Origin of the sequence: Paraburkholderia phenoliruptrix (assembly GCF_047325075.1) — a bacterium.
Classification (GTDB): Bacteria; Pseudomonadota; Gammaproteobacteria; order Burkholderiales; family Burkholderiaceae; genus Paraburkholderia; species Paraburkholderia phenoliruptrix.
The window spans coordinates 2,086,393-2,103,069 of sequence record NZ_CP168530.1 but is presented as its reverse complement, the minus strand read 5'-3'; the positions used below and the strand labels follow the sequence as shown (position 1 = coordinate 2,103,069).

Below are 16,677 nucleotides of genomic sequence, written 5' to 3'. Positions count from 1 at the left end.
CGGCGTGTGAGGATTTCCGTCAAGCGCGTCGGGTTTTCAGAAGCGCGCTGTCGTAGAGTCAAGAAGAAGGCGTCAGATCGAGTTAGGCCCATTGCTCGAGTGCAGGGGGATCGTCATGAACAAGCAAGTGTTCGCGCTGGCTGTTTCTGTCGCTGTGTTCGCCGTCTCCGGCGCCCCGGCCTCGGCGCAGACGAGCGTCACGCTGTACGGCGTGCTCGACGAAGGCATCAACTACACCAATAACGCGGGCCGCGGACATGTCTACGAGCTGGCGAGCGGTGACGCGCAAGGCAGCCGCTGGGGACTCAAGGGCGCCGAGGAACTGGGCGGCGGCCTGAAGGCAATTTTCCAGCTCGAAAACGGTTTCGACGTGAGTTCGGGGCGTCTCAATCAGGGCGGCCGGATGTTCGGGCGTCAGGCGTTTGTCGGCTTGAGCGCGGAGCGCTACGGCGTATTGACCTTCGGGCGGCAATACGATTCAGTGGTCGATTATCTCGCGCAAAGCACGGCGAATGGGAATTGGGCCGGTGCGCTGTTCTCCCATCCGTATGACAACGACAATACGGATAATTCGTTTCGGCTCGATAACACCGTTAAATACACGAGCCCCTCGATTAGCGGATTTCAATTCGGCGGGACATACAGTTTTAGCAACGACACGAATTTCGGCAATAACCGCGCCTATAGCGTAGGCGGGCAGTATGCGTATGGCGGCCTGCTCGTCAGTGCCGCCTATTTGCAGGCGAATAATCCGGGTAATGGCGCAAACGGCGCGATTACAGCTAACGACGCGAGCTTTGTCGCGGCCCGTATGCGCGTATTCGGCGGCGGCATTACCTATAGTTTCGGGCCGGCCACGGCGGGCTTCGTGTACAGCAACTCGAACTATCTGAATCCGACCGGCAACGGTTATCTCGGCACCACGCCGCTCGTGCCGCCCGGCGTGTTGTTGAACTCGTTGAAATATCAGAACTTCGAGCTGAACGGCAAGTATCAGATTTCGCCGATGCTGTTCGTCGGCGCGCAATATGTGTACACCATCGAAAATTACGATGCGTCGGGCGGCGGCGTCAAACCGAAGATTCACTCGTTCGGATTGATGGCGGATTACAACCTGTCCAAACGGACCGACGTCTACATCCAGGGCGAATATCAGCAGGTGACAGGCGACTCGACGTATTCGATACTCGATGAAGCGTTTATACCCGGCACGCAGTCGCCGTCATCGACATCGAAGCAGGTGGTGGTGCGCGCCGCGATCCGGCATAAGTTCTGACGCGGCGCGCCGTTGGCCGCATGAATAAAGCCAGGCTGAAGGTCAAGCGGTCAGAAGGTTTTGAACCAGAATACCGACCATCACGCCAGCGGGAATGCCGAACGTCCTGCCGCGTAGCGTGGCGCTCAGGTCTTCGTCCAGAACGAAGCTGCTGCGGCGCTCGCGCCAGACCGTTTTATATAGAAGCGGCCTCGCGTCGGCGATAAAGAGCGAAATGACCACCGTCGCAAAAACCTGCTGGAGCGCGTGCAGCTTCGCCATGACGGGCAAGAATTCGCCGCTGACGCAAAACAGCACCATGATCGCGGTGGCGACCACGGCGCCAAAGAAAAAACCGCCCATGAAGCGGTTGGCTGATGTAAGAGAATCCACGTGAGCCTCGACTTCTTCATCGCCCGGATGCGGGTTGATGAAGCAAAACATGCTGAAGAGAAAGTGTTCCGTTGAGCTGCCCGGCGGGGCCGCGCCGGGTCGGACGTGGCGCGCGGCCGGTCAATCTCGGCAGAGGCCCAAGAATATTTTCTTTGCGTGCTTCGACCTATCGTCCGTTTCCTAAAGAGGCTTCGGAAAAATCCTAAAGCGTGAGGGCGGCGCCTTGCGCCTGCACTGAACTCCCGAGGAAGCAGCGGCTCAAACCGGTCGCTCAGCACTTTCCACGCTGGGCGTTCCCATCGCCGTACATGAGCCTGGCTTCTTTCACGGAGATTTCATGAGTAATCGCGCGACGCAGATCCTTCCTCATCATCGCTATGTCCATTCGCTCGGTGCGCCGCTTGCGTGCGTGCAAGGCACGATCACCAAGGTGTTCGCGAGCCCGGACAACCACCACGGCGCAAACCATCAGCACCTGATCGTCCGGATCGACAAGGTTTTGAAGCTGGAAGGCGGCACGCAAAACCTCGTCGGCACGGACGTATTCGTTGCCGTCCGATTCGGCGACAACGAAGGACTCGCCGAGGAGATTCCGGGCCTGCAAGCCGGCCAGCCGATCGAGGTGCAGGGCGAATACATTCCCGAAGCGAGCGCCTATCCCACCAGCGATAACGCCAACCCCGTCCTGCCGGTGCTGCACTTTACCCATCATCCCGTGGGCTATGTGCGATATGCCGGGCAGTACTACAGCTAGCGCTCGCTAGCCCGGCGCGCCGCATCGCGTTTTTCGAACCGCCGGTTCAAGCGTTGGTTCAAGCGCCGGTTCAAGTTTTGGCGTCGGCGTGCCGTTAAGCAGATGGCGCTGATGGCCCGGCCCGTGGGGCCGGTGCTTTGGCACAGGGTTGTGCGCGCAACCGGCGAGCAAGGCTGTGCGTAAAGTTTGTATCAGACTGTGTGGCGCGCCGCGTTTTTTGTGAAACCCACTTTACAATCCGGCTGGAAATTTAAGCGCAATCGGGCCGCGTCGGCGGAAAAAACGGCTGCCTCAGGCGCCTGAATCCGCCGCCACGCGAACCGCGCTCGCCGCTTCGCTCACGCGAAGAAGGCGAGCGCGTCGGCGAATTCGCATGGCGAAGCGGCCAGGCAGCAGGCAGCATGGCGGCGTCCGGGCCGCCTATAGGACAAGCAGGAGTCGAACATGATGGGAAAGCGTTTCGACAGGGCAATGGCGATGAGCGTCGCCGGCGCCTGGCTCGCGCTTGCGATGAGCGGTTGCGCCAACGTCGCGCAACAGGGGGAGCAGACCGGCGCGGCTGCAGCGTCGGGCGCAACAGTGGCGGGCGCCGGCGGCCTGCAAGCCACGGGCGCAATGTCCGCGTCGGCGAATCAGCCGAACCCCGGCGGCGCGGTTCAGGCTGTGCCGGTAAGGAAAGCCCCGCCGCTCGTCTATCGCGTGAAGCGCGGCGACACGCTCGCGCGCATCGCGCAGCATCATCATTGCAGCGTCAAGCAGTTGCAGGCGTGGAACGGCCTGAAAGCGTCCTCGCGTTTGAGGAACGGCCAGGTGTTGCGCGTCGCATCGCCGGAAACCGTGCAGGCGGTCAATGCGGCAGCGGCTGCCGCCAAAGCGGCCGCTGCGGCGTCGGGCGCGCCGGGCTCGCAGGGGGTGGCGGCCCCGGCTTCGACCGCGCCCAGTTCTGCCGAAGCGCGCGAGGTCGCGCAACAAACGCTGCGCCGTGCAAACGGTCTGTCGCTCGCCTGGCCCGCGGGCGGCCGGGTCGTCGAAGCATTCCAGCCGGGCGAGACGCGCGGCATCGAGATCGGCGGCAAGCCGGGCGACCCGGTTCGTGCGGCCGCCGACGGCAAGGTCATGTACGCCGGCACGGGCTTGAACAGCTACGGCAGTCTCATCATCGTGCAGCACAACAAGGACTTTCTGACCGCGTATTCGCATAACCGCAAGCTGCTCGTCAAAACCGGCGAAATCGTCCGGCAAGGGCAGCAGATTGCGGAGATGGGCGACGAAAACAACTCGCGCGTGTCGGTCGGCTTCGAGTTGCGCCGCGACGGCAAACCGGTCGACCCGATGCCGTATCTGCCGCAAGGACGCGGCTAGGAGCATGCGGCCGGGGCGGTTTCAGTCGAGCCACCTCAGCGCCGCCGCGACAATCGCCTCGGGCGCGTCTTCCTGCATCAGATGACCCGCGCGCGGCACAGCCTGAAAACGCGCCTCCGGAATCAGCCGGGCGAGACGCGTGCCGCGCTCGAGCGGAATCCACTGATCCTCTTCGCCCCACAGAATCTGCGTGGGACAGCGCAGCTGCGCATAGCGCGGTTCGACCTCGTCGGTATAACGTTGGTCCATTTGCGCGATCTGCCGGTAAAACGCGGCCTGTCCCGTTGCGCCGAGCCATGGCGTGACGTAGGGCGCGAGTTCCCCGGCGGTGATGTCGCGCGCAATGGCACCGCGCACATAGGCCTTCACCACGGCCTCGTGGATGTAAGGCGGCAAGCCCGCAAATGCATCGCCGTGGCGGCGCACATGCTGCACGAACGGCGAGCCCCAAGGCGCCAGCGCGACCGGGTCGATCAGCGTGAGACTACGATAGTCGCAACCGTCGATAAGATGCGCGCGCAACGACGTCGCGCCGCCGAAGTCATGCGCGATGACATCCGGGCTCTTCAATTGCCAATGCTCAAGCAGCTCGGCAAGCAGGACGTTCTGCACGCCGAGCGACACGTCCTGGCCGTCGCCCATCTGCGACTGGCCATAGCCGAGCAGATCGTAGTCATGCACCGTGCGAATCTGCGCGAGATGCGGCGCAATGCGATGCCACACATAGGACGAGAACGGCGTGCCATGCACGAGGACGAGCGGCGGTCCGGTTCCCGTCACATTGAAGCGCACGGTTTGATCGCGGAACGTGTAGGTTTCGGGAAGCGGCCAGTCGGTCATGGCAATGAGCGGCGGTGACGAGGTCCCTTTACCTTAGCAGGGCTTGCGCGCGCCTGCATGACGGTTTCGCGTGGTGCGTCCGGGCCGTCGCGCGCGCAATGAAAGGCGATGGCGGCATGCGACGGCGCGCGTCCCGCAAAAGCTCACCTTTGATTTGCTCAGCAAAACCAGGCAATTCGCGCGATCGGACGATTCGGCGCGCGCAGTGCGCTGGGCTCGCGCACCTGTTGCACCGATCATCTTTACAAATCCAGCATGAATCGCCGTCAAACACGGCGATTTCGGAACAGCATGGTCGGAAAAGCCTGGTAATCCTCTGTAAATCGATACAGACCGCGACTTACTCAGCGTGCTCCTTAACGGTGAGGAAATCCGGGAGCCGCGGCCTGCGTCGGCTTACCTGGTCTGTACGCCGCGCAGCACCTGCGATACCTGTCCATGCAGATGCAGAATGCCCGGATCGGCCTGCAACAGCGGCAGATAACGAGGCAGAAAGCTGTTGTTCGGCTGATCGGCGGAAAAGAGGCCGGTGACCGCTTCCGCTGCGGCAAGCCGATCGGCGGCATCGGCTTCCTTGTCGTCGAGTATTTCGTCGACGTTTGCGATGACCGTCGACAGCGGCGTGAGCCAGCGAAACCCCGAACCGTTGATCAGCACCTGCAGAAACGCCGCGGGCGTAACCGGGCCGAATTCTTTTTCATACGCCGCGCGCTCGTGATCGAGGATCGCCTTATGCAGCGCGAGCAGCGGCTTGCGGATGTCCGAGAGGAACTGGGTGCATTGCGGGTCGTTCATGATGCGTCTCCTTCGGATGTCGGTGCGGGATGTCAGTGCGGTCGGGTCCATGCTAGCAAAAATGCTCGCCGTGAGCCGCCCTGGGTGCCTCTCGCAACAGGGTGTGCACGCTGCAGGCGAATTTTTCGATGCACGGCTACAATCGCCGGACCCCACAGCACAGTCGCGCAATGCCTGAGGCGCACGAGGGCGGCGGCATTTTTGCCGAGCCGCGCATCGGCATCGCGTATTAGTCCGGACACTTGAATAAACGCGGCACGTCCTTGCGTTTTGCTCGGTGAGCCGGTCTAAACAGGCTGATAAAGATAACCCCACAAGGAACCGCTCATGACAACGTTCAACATCAACGGCGAGAACCACACTGTCGACGCACCGCCTGACATGCCTCTGTTGTGGGTCTTGCGCGATCTCGTCGGCTTGACGGGAACGAAGTTCGGTTGCGGTATTGCGCAATGCGGCGCATGCACGGTGCATCTGGACGGCGTCGCGGTACGTTCGTGCGTGCTGCCGGCGGCCGCTGTCGGCGACAAGAAGATCACCACGATCGAAGCAGTCGCCAACACGCCGGCCGGCCAGAAAGTGCAGCAGGCATGGCGTCAACTGGACGTCGTGCAATGCGGCTACTGCCAGTCGGGCCAGGTGATGTCGGCGGCCTCGCTGATTGCAAGCAACCCCAATCCCAGCGACGCGGACATCGACGCCGCCATGGCCGGCAACATCTGCCGCTGCGGCACCTACAACCGCATCCGCGCGGCGATCAAACACGCGGCAAAGGGAGTCTGACATGTCGCAAGGATTGCTCGATGCACACAAGGGCGCGAAGCGCCCGCAAGCCGATGCAAACGAAACGCGCGGCCTGTCGCGTCGCACGTTTCTCAAGTTCGGCGTGAGCGTGGGCGCCGCGGCGGGCGGCGGCCTGCTGCTCGGCTTCAGCTTGCCCGCGATCAGCCAGGATCAGAAAGCCGGCAAGTCGGTGATCGGCGGCGACGCGAACGAGGCGCCTCAGAATGGCGTCTTCGCGCCGAACGCATTCATCCAGATCGACACGGCGGGCAAGGTCACGCTCGTCGTTCCGAAGGTCGAAATGGGGCAGGGCGTCTATACGTCGATTCCGATGCTGATTGCAGAAGAACTCGAGGTACCGCTCGACACCGTCACGCTCGACCACGCGCCGCCGGACGAAAAGCTCTTCACCGACCCGCTGCTCGGCGGCCAGCTCACCGGCGGTTCGACGTCGATCCGCTATGCATGGGAACCGATGCGCCGCGCCGGCGCGACGGCGCGCACGCTGCTCGTGGCCGCAGCCGCGCAGCAGTGGCAGGTGGATGCCGCGAGTTGCCATGCGCAAAACGGCCAGGTCATTCATGCGGCGAGCAATCGCAGCATCGGCTATGGGCAGCTGGTGGAGGCGGCCGCGAAGCTGCCCGCGCCGCAGAACGTGCCGCTCAAGGACCCGAAAGATTTCAGGATCGTCGGCACGGCAGTCAAGCGCCTCGATTCGCCGGAGAAAGTGGACGGCACGGCCCAGTTCGGGCTCGACGTGCGCGTGCCCGACATGGTCTATGCGGCCATCGCGAACTGCCCGGTTTTCGGCGGCACGCTCGCGAGCGTCGACGATACGCACGCGAAGAAGATTCCCGGCGTGCGTCAGGTTGTGAAGATCGACAACGCGGTCGCGGTAATCGGCGACCACACGTGGGCCGCCAAACGCGGGCTGCAGGCGCTCGAGATCAAGTGGAACGAAGGGGCCGGCGCGAAGCTCTCGATGAAGCAGATCGTCGACGACCTCGCCCACGCGTCCGAGCGCAACGGCGCGGTCGCGCGCAAGGACGGCGACGTGGTGCAAGGCTTTGCCAACGCCAAAACGCGCGTCGATGCGATTTATCAGCAGCCGTTTCTCGCGCACGCCACGATGGAGCCGATCAACTGCACCGTGCACGTGCGCGCGGACAGCTGCGAAGTCTGGCTCGGCACGCAGGTGCCCACGCGCGTGCGCGACGCCGCAATGGCCGTGACCGGCTTGCCCGCCGACAAGATCGTCGTGCATAACCATCTGATCGGCGGCGGCTTTGGGCGGCGGCTCGAATTCGACATGGTCACGCAGGCGGTCAAGATCGGCAAGCAGGTGTCGACGCCCGTCAAAGTGCTGTGGACGCGCGAAGAAGACATCCAGCACGACATGTACCGCCCTTACTATTACGACAAAATCTCCGCCGGGCTCGACGCGAACGGCAAGCCGCTCGCGTGGCAGCACCGCATTGTGGGCTCGTCGATCCTCGCGCGTTTCGCGCCGCCCGCATTCAAGAACGGGCTCGATCCCGACGCGGTCGAGGTCGCCTCCGACCTGCCATACGACCTGCCGAACCAGCTGGTCGACTACGTGCGCCAGGAACCGCATGCGATTCCCACCGCGTTCTGGCGCGGTGTCGGCCCCACGCGCAGCACCTTCGTGGTGGAGAGTTTTATCGACGAACTCGCGGCCGAGGCCAAGGTCGATCCGGTCAAGTACCGGCGCGATCTGCTCGGCAAGACGCCGCGCGCGCTGAACGTGCTCAACACGGCGGCGCAGGCCGCCAATTGGGGCAGCGCCGTGCCGAAGGGCCAGGGGCGCGGCGTGTCGGTCATGCATGCGTTCGGCAGCTACTTTGCGATCATCGTCGACGTGGCGGTGGATCAGGGCGAGGTGGCGGTCAAGCGCGTGGTGTGTGCGGTCGATTGCGGGATGGTCGTGAATCCGAACACGGTCGAGGCGCAGGTGCAGGGCGGCATCATTTTCGGCATCACAGGCGCGCTCTACAGCGAGATCACGATCAAGGACGGCCGCGTGCAGCAGAACAATTTCACCGACTACCGGATGCTGCGCATCGACCAGACGCCGCCTATCGACGTGCATATCGTGAAGAGCAGCGAGGCGCCGGGCGGCATCGGCGAACCGGGCACGGCGGCGCTCGCGCCGGCGCTGACCAACGCGATCTTCGCGGCCACCGGCAAGCGGCTGCGGCACTTGCCGGTCGGCAGCCAGTTGCAAACCGCTTAACGGGAGCCCGCCATGAAAAGCACACTGAAGGGTCTCGGCGCGGCGCTGGGCATCGCGTTGCCTTTGCTGCTGCAGGCAACGGCGGCGGTCGCGGCGGCATCCGCGGCCGATCCGGCGCTCGTGCAGCGCGGCGCCTACCTCGCGAAAGCGGGCGACTGCGCGGCCTGTCACACGGCGCCTCAAGGCAAGCCGTTTGCGGGCGGCCTGCCGATGACCACGCCGATGGGTCGGATCTACACGACCAACATCACGCCGGACGCGCAGACCGGCATCGGCGCCTACACGGAGGCGGACTTTGCGCGCGCCATGCGCGAAGGCGTCGCGAAAGACGGGCACAACCTGTATCCGGCCATGCCGTATCCGTCGTATGCGAAGGTCAACGACGACGACATGAAAGCGCTCTACGCGTTCTTCATGAGCGGCGTGGCGCCCGTGCAGCAGGCCAACCGGGAGTCCGACATCAAATGGCCGCTCAATATGCGCTGGCCGTTGAAGTTCTGGAACATGGTGTTCCTCGAGAAGGGCGTGTATCAGAACAAGCCGGGCAAAGACGTCGCGTGGAACCGCGGCGCCTATCTGATCCAGGGGCTCGGCCACTGCGGCTCGTGTCATACGCCGCGCGGCGTTGCGTTTGAGGAGAAAGCACTCGACGAGAGCGGCAGCGCGTTTCTCACCGGCAGCCTGCTCGACGGCTGGTTCGCGACGAACCTGACCGGCGAGCATAACGTCGGCTTGGGACGCTGGAACGATCAGGACGTGCAGGCGTTCCTGAAGACGGGCGCGAATCGTCACGCGTCCGCGTTCGGCTCGATGACGAGCGTGATCAACAACAGCACCCAGGCGCTCACCGATGCCGACATCGCGGCCATGACGACGTATCTGAAATCGCTGCCGCCGGCGGGCGGCAATGGCGCGCCGCCATACAACTACGATCCGCAGGCGACGAAGGTGTCGCTCAACCGTCCCGCGAACGATGCGGGCGCGCGCGTCTACACGGCGTATTGCATGCATTGCCACGGCGTGGACGGACGCGGCTTCGCGCCGATGCTCGCGCCGTTGGCCGGCAATCCGAACGTGCTGGAGAAGGACGCGTCGTCGCTCATCAACGTGACGCTGAACGGCACCGAGGACCTCGTGATCGGCGGCATTCCCGCGCCGTATCCGATGCCGAAGTACGCGCCGGTATTGAACGACCAGCAGATCGCCGATGTGCTGACCTTCGTGCGCGCCGGCTGGAACAACGGTGCGCCGGCGGTCACCGCAGCCGATGTCGCGAAGCTGCGCAAGTCGACCGAGGCGGCCCGCTAGCAGTCGCTGACCGCGCCGCAACGGCGCAATGCCGTAAAAAAAGCGTCAACCGTCTTTCGGCGGTTGACGCTTTTTCATTCCGTGCGGCGCGAGCGCAGGTTCATGCCGATGCCGATGCCGCTAGCGATGCTGGCCCACCTTGTTGCGCTTTTCCAGCACGCGCGCATACCACGTCAGCGGGAAGCACATCGCGAAGTAGATCATCGCGACCATGCCGTAGATCGGAAACGGGCGGAACGCCGCGTTGGTGATCATGGTGCCGGTCTTGGTCAACTCCGTGAAGCCGATGATCGACGCGAGCGCCGTGCTCTTGACCACCTGCACGAGGAAGCCGACTGTCGGCGCGACGGCGATTTTCAGCGCCTGCGGCCAGACGATGTAGCGCAACTGCTGACTGAACGTCATGCCGAGACTCGCGCCCGCCGCCCATTGACCGCGCGGCACCGCTTCCACGCAGCCGCGCCAGATGTCGACCAGATAGGCGCTCGTGTAGAGCGTCAGCGTGACCGTTGCGGCGACCCACGGCGACACGTCCACGCCCACCAGCGGCAAACCGAAAAACGCCAGAAAGAGTTGCATCAGGAGCGGCGTGCCCTGAAACACTTCCACATACAGCACGACGATGCGGCGCAGCCACGCGACGGGCGATACGCGCATGGCGAGCAGGAGCAGGCCCACCACGCCGCCGCCGACGAAGGCGATCAGCGACAGCAGCACCGTCCAGCGCGCGGCCAGCAGCAGATTGCGAGCGATGTCCCACAGGGTGAATTCGACCATGATCAACGCTCCGTCGGCAGGGCGCCGGCGCCGCGCCACATGAGGCGGGCGCGCCAGCCGCGCGGCGCGCTGTCGGTGCCGCGCGCGGCGCGGCCCGCGAACAGGCCGCGTCCGAAGCGGTTGAGGATTTGCCGCAGCGCGATGGAGAGCAGCAGATACGTCGCGGTGATGATCACGTAACTCTCGAACGAGCGGAAGTTGCGCGACTGGATGAAGTTGGCCGCATACGTGAGATCCGGCACCGAGATTTGCGATACGACCGCCGAGCCGAGCATCACGATCAGCACCTGGCTCAGAAGCGCGGGAAACACGTTGGCAAGCGCCTGCGGCAGCACGATGTAGCGAAATACCTGCCGCCCGTGCAGGCCGAGCGCCTGCGCGGCCTGAACCTGGCCGCGCGAAATCGAGTCGATGCCGGCGCGCACGATTTCGATCGCGTAGGCGCCGAGATTGACCGTCATCGCCAGAATCGCGGCCTGTATTTCGTCGATATGAATGCCGAGGCTCGGCAGGCCGAAGAACACGAAAAAGAGCTGCACGATGAACGGCGTATTGCGGATCAGTTCCACATAGCTCGCCACAACCCAGCGTGCCCACTTGGGTCCGGCCACCGCGACGCTCGCGCCGGCAATACCGACGAGACCGCCGAGCAGGGTCGAGACGGCAGTGAGCGCCAGTGTGACGGCGACGCCGCGCGCGAGCATGCCCGCATAGAGGCCGAAGCCGCTGAAATCGAACGCATAGGTCATGACGTGGCGCTCATCGTGAGTTCAAACTCCGTACTGAAAATTCAGAGATCGGCCGGCAGCGGCGCGCGCAGCCATTTCTGCGAGATCGCGTTCATGGTGCCGTCGCTGCGTGCGCGGGCGATGGTTTCGTCGATTTTTTGCTTCAGACGCGGCTCGTTCTTGTTCAAACCGACGTGATCCGGCGAGCTGAAGAGCGAAAACTTCTGCTCGGGATCGTTTGCGGGATGACGCGCGAGAATCGTGGCGCCGACGTCGTTGCCGACTACCATCAACTGTACCTGACCAGAAATAAATGCCGAAATTGCGCCGTTCGGATCGTCGAAACGTTTGATGTTGGCGGTGGGCGGCGCGATTTTGCTCACGCTCAGGTCTTCCAGCGTGCCGCGCGCGACCGAAATCGACTTGCCGGCGAGGTCGGCGGCGTTTTTCACGGTGAGCGCTTTCGGGCCGAATACGGCGAGGTAGTAGGGCGCGTAGGGCTGCGAGAAGTCGATCACCTTCTCCCGTTCCGGCGTCTGGCCGACCGACAGGAGCATGTCCGCCTTGTGATCGGCGAGGTAGGCCATGCGATTGTCGCCCGTCACCTGCACGAGTTCGACCTTCGCGTTGAGCGCCTTGCCGATCAGGTTGGCGACGTCGATGTCATAGCCCATCGGCTTCATGTCCGGACCGATGGAACCGAACGGCGGATAGTCCATGAACACGCCGATGCGCACCGTGCCGGTTTTGGCGATGTTATCCAGCGCGTCGGCATGGGCGGCGGGCGAGAACGCGCTAAGCGCGCCGGCGGCGGTGAAGGCGAGCGCCGCGGCGAGCGTGGCGAACGCGCGGCGCGCGGTCGATTGAACGGGCTTCTTCTGGTTCATGGTGGGTCCTCTGTCGAAAGTGTTGAAACGTGTGGTGTTGGCGTTGGAATGAGTGGGCGTCATTGCAGTGTGCGCGCCGCGATCAGCTTGCACGCGTGCGGCGGCAATTCCGCGAAAACCGGCATGCCGAGCGTGAGGCCCGGCGTTTCGCGCGGCGTGGTCGCGGCCGTCAGGGTAAAGCCCTCGCAGTCGATCGTCGCTTCCAGCGAGGCGCCCACGTCGCGGATGAATGTCACCATGCCGGCCACGCGGTTGGGACCGGCCGCGTCGGGGGCCGCTTTGACGCAGACGTCCTCCGGGCGGATCAGCAGACGGATGTCGCCCGGCGATGGCGGCACGCGCGCCGCCTGCGAGACTGCAATGCGCGCGCCGCCCGGCAGGCTCACGGCGCCCGCGCCGTCGTAAGTGACCGGCAGGATATTGCCGAGCCCGATGAAGTCGGCGACGAACTCGCTCACCGGATCGCGATAGATGTCGAGCGGCTTGCCGACTTGCGCGATGCGGCCTTTTTCCATCACGACGATTTCATCGGCCATTGTCATCGCCTCGCGCTGGTCGTGCGTGACCATGATCGTGGTGATGCCGAGCCGCTGTTGCAGCAGGCGGATTTCCACCTGCATCGCCTCGCGCAGCTTGGCGTCGAGCGCCGAGAGCGGTTCGTCGAGCAGCAGCAATCTGGGTTGCGACGCAATCGCGCGCGCAATCGCCACGCGTTGCCGCTGGCCGCCGGAGAGCTGCGTGACCGGGCGGCTCGCCATATGCGGCAACTGGATCATCTCCAGCAGTTCGGCGATGCGGCGCGCCTGTTCCCGCTGCGGCGTCTTGCGCAACTTCAACGGATAGGCGACGTTTTGCGCGACTGTCATATGCGGAAACAGCGCGAGCGACTGGAACACCATGCCGAAGTCGCGCCGATTGGCCGGCACGCGCGTGATGTCGCGGCCCGCGAACTCGATACGCCCGGACGTGGGCGTCTCGAGGCCGGCGATCATCCGCAGCAAGGTGGTCTTGCCGCAGCCGGACGGGCCGAGAAAGCACACGAGCTTGCCGTCGGGCGCGCTCAGATCGACGCTGTCGACGGCATGCGCCGCGCCGAAGCGCCGCGTCACGGCGTGCAAGGTCAAATGGGTCATGAGAGGCTCCTGCGGAAAGCTTCGGTTGGCGCTGCGGTCAAAGGGCGACACCTTCGTCGCCGATCAGCTTTTCGAGCAGCCAGATCAGCGCGAAATCGATCGCGACGATAAACACCGCGAAGCAGAACACGGTCGGGTCGAGCGACGACACCGTGCGGCTGTAGAGCCAGACCGGCAACGTCATCGTGTCGATGCTGTAGAGGAAGAACGTCACCGTGAATTCGTTGAACGACACGATGAACGCGAACAGCATGCCGGCGAGAATGCCCGGCCGCATGAGCGGCAGAATCACGTCGACGAGCGCGCGGCCGGGACTCGCGCCCATCACGCAGGCCGCCTCCTCGAACTCCGGGCCGATTGACGCGACCGACGCCGCGCAGTTCTTTACCGTGAAGGGCAAGGCCAGGATCACATGCGCGATGACGAGGCGGAACACGCCCAGATCGACGGGCAGCACGTTGAACACCAGCAGCAGCGACAGGCCGAGCATCACGAGCGGATAGACGAGCGGCAAGGCGACCAGCTGCTCGACCGCGGGCTTGCCGCGAAAACGGTAGCGGCTGAGCGCGTAGGCCGCGGGCACGGAGACGAGCGTCGCGATCAGCATGGTCGAAAGCGCGACGACGAGGCTCGTGGAGAGTGCGGCGCCCATCGAAAGCGACTGCGTCGCATCCGGCGAAACGAAGCTTTGCCATGCCGCGCGATACCAGTGCAGGCTGTACGCGTGCGGTGGAAATTCCAGTGTGTCGGCCGCGCTGAACGACATCACGATCATCGTGAGAATCGGCAGGGCGGCGAGCAACAGCACGATCCCGGCGACGAGCGCAGTGAGCTTGCCGAGCTGCCCGGGCATGACATGCGGCAGACGCGCGGGACGCGGCGAGCCGGGGGAGCGCGGCGCGGGCTCGAGGCGCGCGGTGTGAAGCGGCGTGCTCATGCGTGGGGCTCCTCGGCAAGACGCTGGGTGCGGCGCACGAGTCGTTGCGAAAGCGCCATCACGGTGAGCGTCGCGATCATCAGCACGACGCCGGAGGCCGACGCCGCCGGCCAGTTCAGCAAAGGCGCGACCTGATCGTGGACCAGCACGGCGAGCATCGGCACGCGGCGTCCGCCGAGCAGCAGCGGGACGGCGAACGCACTCGCGTTGTAGGCGAACACGAGCAGCGCGCCGGACACGAGACCCGGCAGCGCGAGCGGCAGCAGGATATGACGCAACGTCTGCCAGCGCGTCGCACCGAGCGTCGCGGCGGCTTCTTCATACGACGTGGAGACGGCGCGCATCGCGCTTGCGAGCGGCAGCACCGCGAGCGGAAATGCGGTCTGGATCAGCCCGAGCAGCACGCCGTTTTCGCGATACAGCCACATCAACGGACGATGCAGCAGGCCGCTCGCGAAGAGCGCGTGATTGAGCAGGCCGGCCGGTCCCAGGATGATCAGCCAGCCATAGCCTTGCAGCAGCAGATTGACGAGGAGCGGCAGCAGCACGCCCGCGAGCAGGAGCCGCCGCGCGAGACGCGAGCGCGTGCGCGCCATGGCGAGCGCGACCGGAATGGCCAGCACCAGCGCGCAGAGCATGCTCTGGAAGGCGAGCTTCAGCGTGAGCCAGAGCGACTTCATGAAGTAGCCGTCGAGCAGGTCGGCATAGTTGCGCAGCGTGAAGCCGTGCCATTCGCTGCCTTGCGTGCCGAAGCTCATGCGCAGCACGACGAGCGCCGCCGCGCCGAGCACCGCGAGAAACAGCAGGATCGGCGCGAGCAGCAGCCAGGGACGCAGCGTCTGCGCAAGGCTCGCGGCGGGGATGTCGGCGGCGGCCTCGGAGCGCGGGTGCAGCGCGGGGTCCGTGGCCCGGTCCGCGGCCGGGCCCGCCGAGGCCCGCCGCGAGAAGCGCGCGAGCATCATCGTCATGCCGAGAAGATTTCGGTGTAGCGCTTGATCCACGCCGGCTGCACCGCGGCGAGCGCCTTGTCGTCATGCAGCACGGCTTTTTCCGCAATTTGCTGCGGGCTCGGCACAAATGCACGGCTTTCGGCCGGGATCATTGCTTTCGAGTTGACTGGACCGTTGAGCACGTCGGCGGCCATGCGGCCCTGCACGCCGGCATCGAGCGAATGGTTGATGAACGCGTGAATCAGATCGAGGTCGCCGGGATGCGACTTCGGAATCACCGTGAACATCAGCTGGGTGGCGAAGCCTTCTTTCATGCCGTAGGTCACGGCCATCTTGTACTCGGGCTTGCGGATCTGCTCGGGGAAGAATGCCGGCGAATAGATGCCGCCGATGTCGAGCGAGCCGGTACGGAAGAGGTCGGCCACCTGGTTCGGATTTTCGCCGAGCGTCATGACGTGCTCTTTCAGCTGCATCAGCTTTTTGAAGCCCGGCTCGATGTTCTGCTGCGAGCCGCCGTTCATCTTTGCGGCGATGATCGCGAGATCGACGGCTTCGGCCCATTCGGGCGGCGGCAGGAACACGCGGCCGGAATATTTCGGATCCCACAGCGCTTCGTAGGAGGCGGGCGCGCTCTTGACCGTCGACGTGTTGTAGACGAGCCCGTCCGACCACAGCAGATAGCCGATGCCGAAGCCGTTCGCGCCGGTGCGGTACTGCGGCGCGACTTCCTTCAGATTCGGCAGCTTGTCGAGGTCCGGTTTCAGCAGCAGGCCGGCGTCGCCGAGGCCGGCTGCGCCGACGCCCGCGAGCGTGATGACATCGTAGGTAGGACGATCGCCCGCGGCCTTGACTTTTGCGACCATGCCGGACGTGCCGTCGGCGCGATCCGCGATCACCTTGGCGCCGGTCTTCGCGGTGAAGGTGGCGGCGATGTTGCGCAGGGCCGCGGCGCCGGTGTCGTCGGACCATGTCAGAAGACGCAAGGTCTTGCCGCTGAAATTCTGCTGCTGCGCGCGCAGATTGACGAACGGCATGGGCAACGTGGAAGCGGCGAGCGCGGCGCCGATCGTCTTGATGGCTTGCCTTCTGCCCCGTTTGATTGCTTGCATGGCGGACTCCCGTGTTGAACGCCTGTTGCCGGTGGATGAGCGCGCGCGACGGCCCCGGCGCATTCCAGTGAGACGCTGAGGGAATGCGGACGATGCGGGTCATGCGTCGCGTGTGATGCACTCTAGGTTTGCCAAAATCCCTCAACAAACGAAATATGCGCATGGGCGGCATGACGTAAGCTCATGCGCGGTCCGCCCGGCGATGCTGTCCGGCCGCGCGTGCACGCGCGCAGAAGGCCGCTGTGCTGGCGCATTCGGGTTAACGTCCATATTCCGCGCGGCGGCGGATTGGCGCGGAGGCATGAGTAAAGCTCGGTTCCGGTGCACCTTGCGAAGAATGCGCCCCCTGATGGTGCGCGGCGCGGGCCGCCGGCCAATCGCGGCGTGGATTGCATGAGCGGCGCACATGCGG

Annotated in this window: 16 protein-coding genes; 6 read left to right on the top strand and 10 right to left on the bottom strand. The window is 64.5% G+C overall.

The genetic code is table 11. The features are described from left to right. The first annotated feature begins 115 nt into the window (after positions 1–115). A complete protein-coding gene (locus ACEN8U_RS09300) occupies positions 116–1,276 on the top strand; it encodes a porin (RefSeq protein ID WP_310111115.1) in 1,161 nt (386 codons plus the stop codon). A 42-nt stretch (positions 1,277–1,318) separates the two neighbouring features. Here ACEN8U_RS09300 and ACEN8U_RS09295 read toward each other — a convergent pair whose 3' ends face one another. Further along, positions 1,319–1,648, bottom strand: coding sequence for a hypothetical protein (locus ACEN8U_RS09295; protein WP_310111116.1), 330 nt, complete (start codon positions 1,646–1,648; stop codon positions 1,319–1,321). Between the two features lie 337 nt (positions 1,649–1,985). Between ACEN8U_RS09295 and ACEN8U_RS09290 the strand changes: the two genes are divergently transcribed. Together ACEN8U_RS09290 and ACEN8U_RS09285 are read left to right on the top strand one after the other, a co-directional pair. Further along, positions 1,986–2,402 carry a hypothetical protein gene (locus ACEN8U_RS09290; RefSeq protein WP_310111117.1) on the top strand — a complete coding sequence of 139 codons (417 nt, stop codon included), beginning with the start codon at positions 1,986–1,988 and terminating at the stop codon, positions 2,400–2,402. 444 nt (positions 2,403–2,846) lie between these two features. Continuing rightward, complete coding sequence (locus ACEN8U_RS09285) at positions 2,847–3,764, top strand: peptidoglycan DD-metalloendopeptidase family protein (protein ID WP_310111120.1); 918 nt, start codon at positions 2,847–2,849, stop codon at positions 3,762–3,764. 21 nt (positions 3,765–3,785) lie between these two features. Here the strand turns inward: ACEN8U_RS09285 and ACEN8U_RS09280 are convergent, their stop codons facing one another. Together ACEN8U_RS09280 and ACEN8U_RS09275 are read right to left on the bottom strand one after the other, a co-directional pair. Further along, the gene (locus tag ACEN8U_RS09280) at positions 3,786–4,604 is read right to left on the bottom strand and encodes an alpha/beta hydrolase (protein ID WP_310111122.1); all 819 of its coding nucleotides are present in this window, start codon (positions 4,602–4,604) and stop codon (positions 3,786–3,788) included. A 396-nt stretch (positions 4,605–5,000) separates the two neighbouring features. Beyond that, positions 5,001–5,399, bottom strand: a complete 399-nt coding sequence (locus ACEN8U_RS09275) for a hypothetical protein (protein WP_013592125.1) — start codon at positions 5,397–5,399, stop codon at positions 5,001–5,003. Positions 5,400–5,726: 327 nt separating this feature from the next. Here ACEN8U_RS09275 and ACEN8U_RS09270 point away from each other — a divergent pair, with 327 nt between their 5' ends. Genes ACEN8U_RS09270 through ACEN8U_RS09260 form a run of 3 tightly spaced genes read left to right on the top strand, consistent with a single transcriptional unit; the run spans position 5,727 to position 9,744 of the window. After that, positions 5,727–6,182, top strand: a complete 456-nt coding sequence (locus tag ACEN8U_RS09270) for a (2Fe-2S)-binding protein (protein WP_310111124.1) — start codon at positions 5,727–5,729, stop codon at positions 6,180–6,182. Between the two features lies 1 nt (position 6,183). Further along, positions 6,184–8,436 (top strand): xanthine dehydrogenase family protein molybdopterin-binding subunit, encoded by a 2,253-nt coding sequence (locus ACEN8U_RS09265; protein WP_310111126.1) that lies wholly within the window; start codon positions 6,184–6,186, stop codon positions 8,434–8,436. Positions 8,437–8,448: 12 nt separating this feature from the next. Continuing rightward, complete coding sequence (locus ACEN8U_RS09260) at positions 8,449–9,744, top strand: cytochrome c (RefSeq protein ID WP_310111131.1); 1,296 nt, start codon at positions 8,449–8,451, stop codon at positions 9,742–9,744. Positions 9,745–9,864: 120 nt separating this feature from the next. On the opposite strand, the gene ACEN8U_RS09255 is transcribed toward ACEN8U_RS09260, so the two are convergent. The 7 genes from ACEN8U_RS09255 to ACEN8U_RS09225 are packed head-to-tail and all read right to left on the bottom strand — an operon-like array spanning position 9,865 to position 16,265. Then, a complete protein-coding gene (locus ACEN8U_RS09255; protein ID WP_013592129.1) occupies positions 9,865–10,521 on the bottom strand; it encodes an amino acid ABC transporter permease in 657 nt (218 codons plus the stop codon). 2 nt (positions 10,522–10,523) lie between these two features. Next, positions 10,524–11,270, bottom strand: a complete 747-nt coding sequence (locus ACEN8U_RS09250) for an amino acid ABC transporter permease (RefSeq protein ID WP_310111133.1) — start codon at positions 11,268–11,270, stop codon at positions 10,524–10,526. Positions 11,271–11,311: 41 nt separating this feature from the next. Beyond that, positions 11,312–12,136 (bottom strand): transporter substrate-binding domain-containing protein, encoded by an 825-nt coding sequence (locus tag ACEN8U_RS09245; RefSeq protein WP_310111136.1) that lies wholly within the window; start codon positions 12,134–12,136, stop codon positions 11,312–11,314. A 59-nt stretch (positions 12,137–12,195) separates the two neighbouring features. Next, positions 12,196–13,269 carry an ABC transporter ATP-binding protein gene (locus ACEN8U_RS09240; RefSeq protein WP_310111138.1) on the bottom strand — a complete coding sequence of 358 codons (1,074 nt, stop codon included), beginning with the start codon at positions 13,267–13,269 and terminating at the stop codon, positions 12,196–12,198. A gap of 37 nt (positions 13,270–13,306) precedes the next feature. Next, on the bottom strand, positions 13,307–14,206 hold the full coding sequence (locus ACEN8U_RS09235) for an ABC transporter permease (protein ID WP_013592133.1): 900 nt from the start codon (positions 14,204–14,206) through the stop codon (positions 13,307–13,309). Next, positions 14,203–15,174, bottom strand: coding sequence for an ABC transporter permease (locus ACEN8U_RS09230; protein WP_310111140.1), 972 nt, complete (start codon positions 15,172–15,174; stop codon positions 14,203–14,205). The genes ACEN8U_RS09235 and ACEN8U_RS09230 overlap by 4 nt, the downstream gene beginning before the upstream one ends. Continuing rightward, the gene (locus ACEN8U_RS09225; RefSeq protein ID WP_310111143.1) at positions 15,171–16,265 is read right to left on the bottom strand and encodes an ABC transporter substrate-binding protein; all 1,095 of its coding nucleotides are present in this window, start codon (positions 16,263–16,265) and stop codon (positions 15,171–15,173) included. The genes ACEN8U_RS09230 and ACEN8U_RS09225 overlap by 4 nt, the downstream gene beginning before the upstream one ends. Positions 16,266–16,677 lie beyond the last annotated feature (412 nt).

Excerpts from the sequence above, each read along its gene's own strand:
- ACEN8U_RS09300 (WP_310111115.1), top strand. The coding sequence starts at position 116 with ATGAACAAGCAAGTGTTCGCGCTGGCTGTTTCTGTCGCTGTGTTCGCC.
- ACEN8U_RS09290 (WP_310111117.1), top strand. The coding sequence starts at position 1,986 with ATGAGTAATCGCGCGACGCAGATCCTTCCTCATCATCGCTATGTCCAT.
- ACEN8U_RS09285 (WP_310111120.1), top strand. The coding sequence starts at position 2,847 with ATGATGGGAAAGCGTTTCGACAGGGCAATGGCGATGAGCGTCGCCGGC.
- ACEN8U_RS09280 (WP_310111122.1), bottom strand. The coding sequence starts at position 4,604 with ATGACCGACTGGCCGCTTCCCGAAACCTACACGTTCCGCGATCAAACC.
- ACEN8U_RS09275 (WP_013592125.1), bottom strand. The coding sequence starts at position 5,399 with ATGAACGACCCGCAATGCACCCAGTTCCTCTCGGACATCCGCAAGCCG.
- ACEN8U_RS09270 (WP_310111124.1), top strand. The coding sequence starts at position 5,727 with ATGACAACGTTCAACATCAACGGCGAGAACCACACTGTCGACGCACCG.
- ACEN8U_RS09265 (WP_310111126.1), top strand. The coding sequence starts at position 6,184 with ATGTCGCAAGGATTGCTCGATGCACACAAGGGCGCGAAGCGCCCGCAA.
- ACEN8U_RS09260 (WP_310111131.1), top strand. The coding sequence starts at position 8,449 with ATGAAAAGCACACTGAAGGGTCTCGGCGCGGCGCTGGGCATCGCGTTG.
- ACEN8U_RS09255 (WP_013592129.1), bottom strand. The coding sequence starts at position 10,521 with ATGGTCGAATTCACCCTGTGGGACATCGCTCGCAATCTGCTGCTGGCC.
- ACEN8U_RS09250 (WP_310111133.1), bottom strand. The coding sequence starts at position 11,270 with ATGACCTATGCGTTCGATTTCAGCGGCTTCGGCCTCTATGCGGGCATG.
- ACEN8U_RS09245 (WP_310111136.1), bottom strand. The coding sequence starts at position 12,136 with ATGAACCAGAAGAAGCCCGTTCAATCGACCGCGCGCCGCGCGTTCGCC.
- ACEN8U_RS09240 (WP_310111138.1), bottom strand. The coding sequence starts at position 13,269 with ATGACCCATTTGACCTTGCACGCCGTGACGCGGCGCTTCGGCGCGGCG.
- ACEN8U_RS09235 (WP_013592133.1), bottom strand. The coding sequence starts at position 14,206 with ATGAGCACGCCGCTTCACACCGCGCGCCTCGAGCCCGCGCCGCGCTCC.
- ACEN8U_RS09230 (WP_310111140.1), bottom strand. The coding sequence starts at position 15,174 with ATGACGATGATGCTCGCGCGCTTCTCGCGGCGGGCCTCGGCGGGCCCG.
- ACEN8U_RS09225 (WP_310111143.1), bottom strand. The coding sequence starts at position 16,265 with ATGCAAGCAATCAAACGGGGCAGAAGGCAAGCCATCAAGACGATCGGC.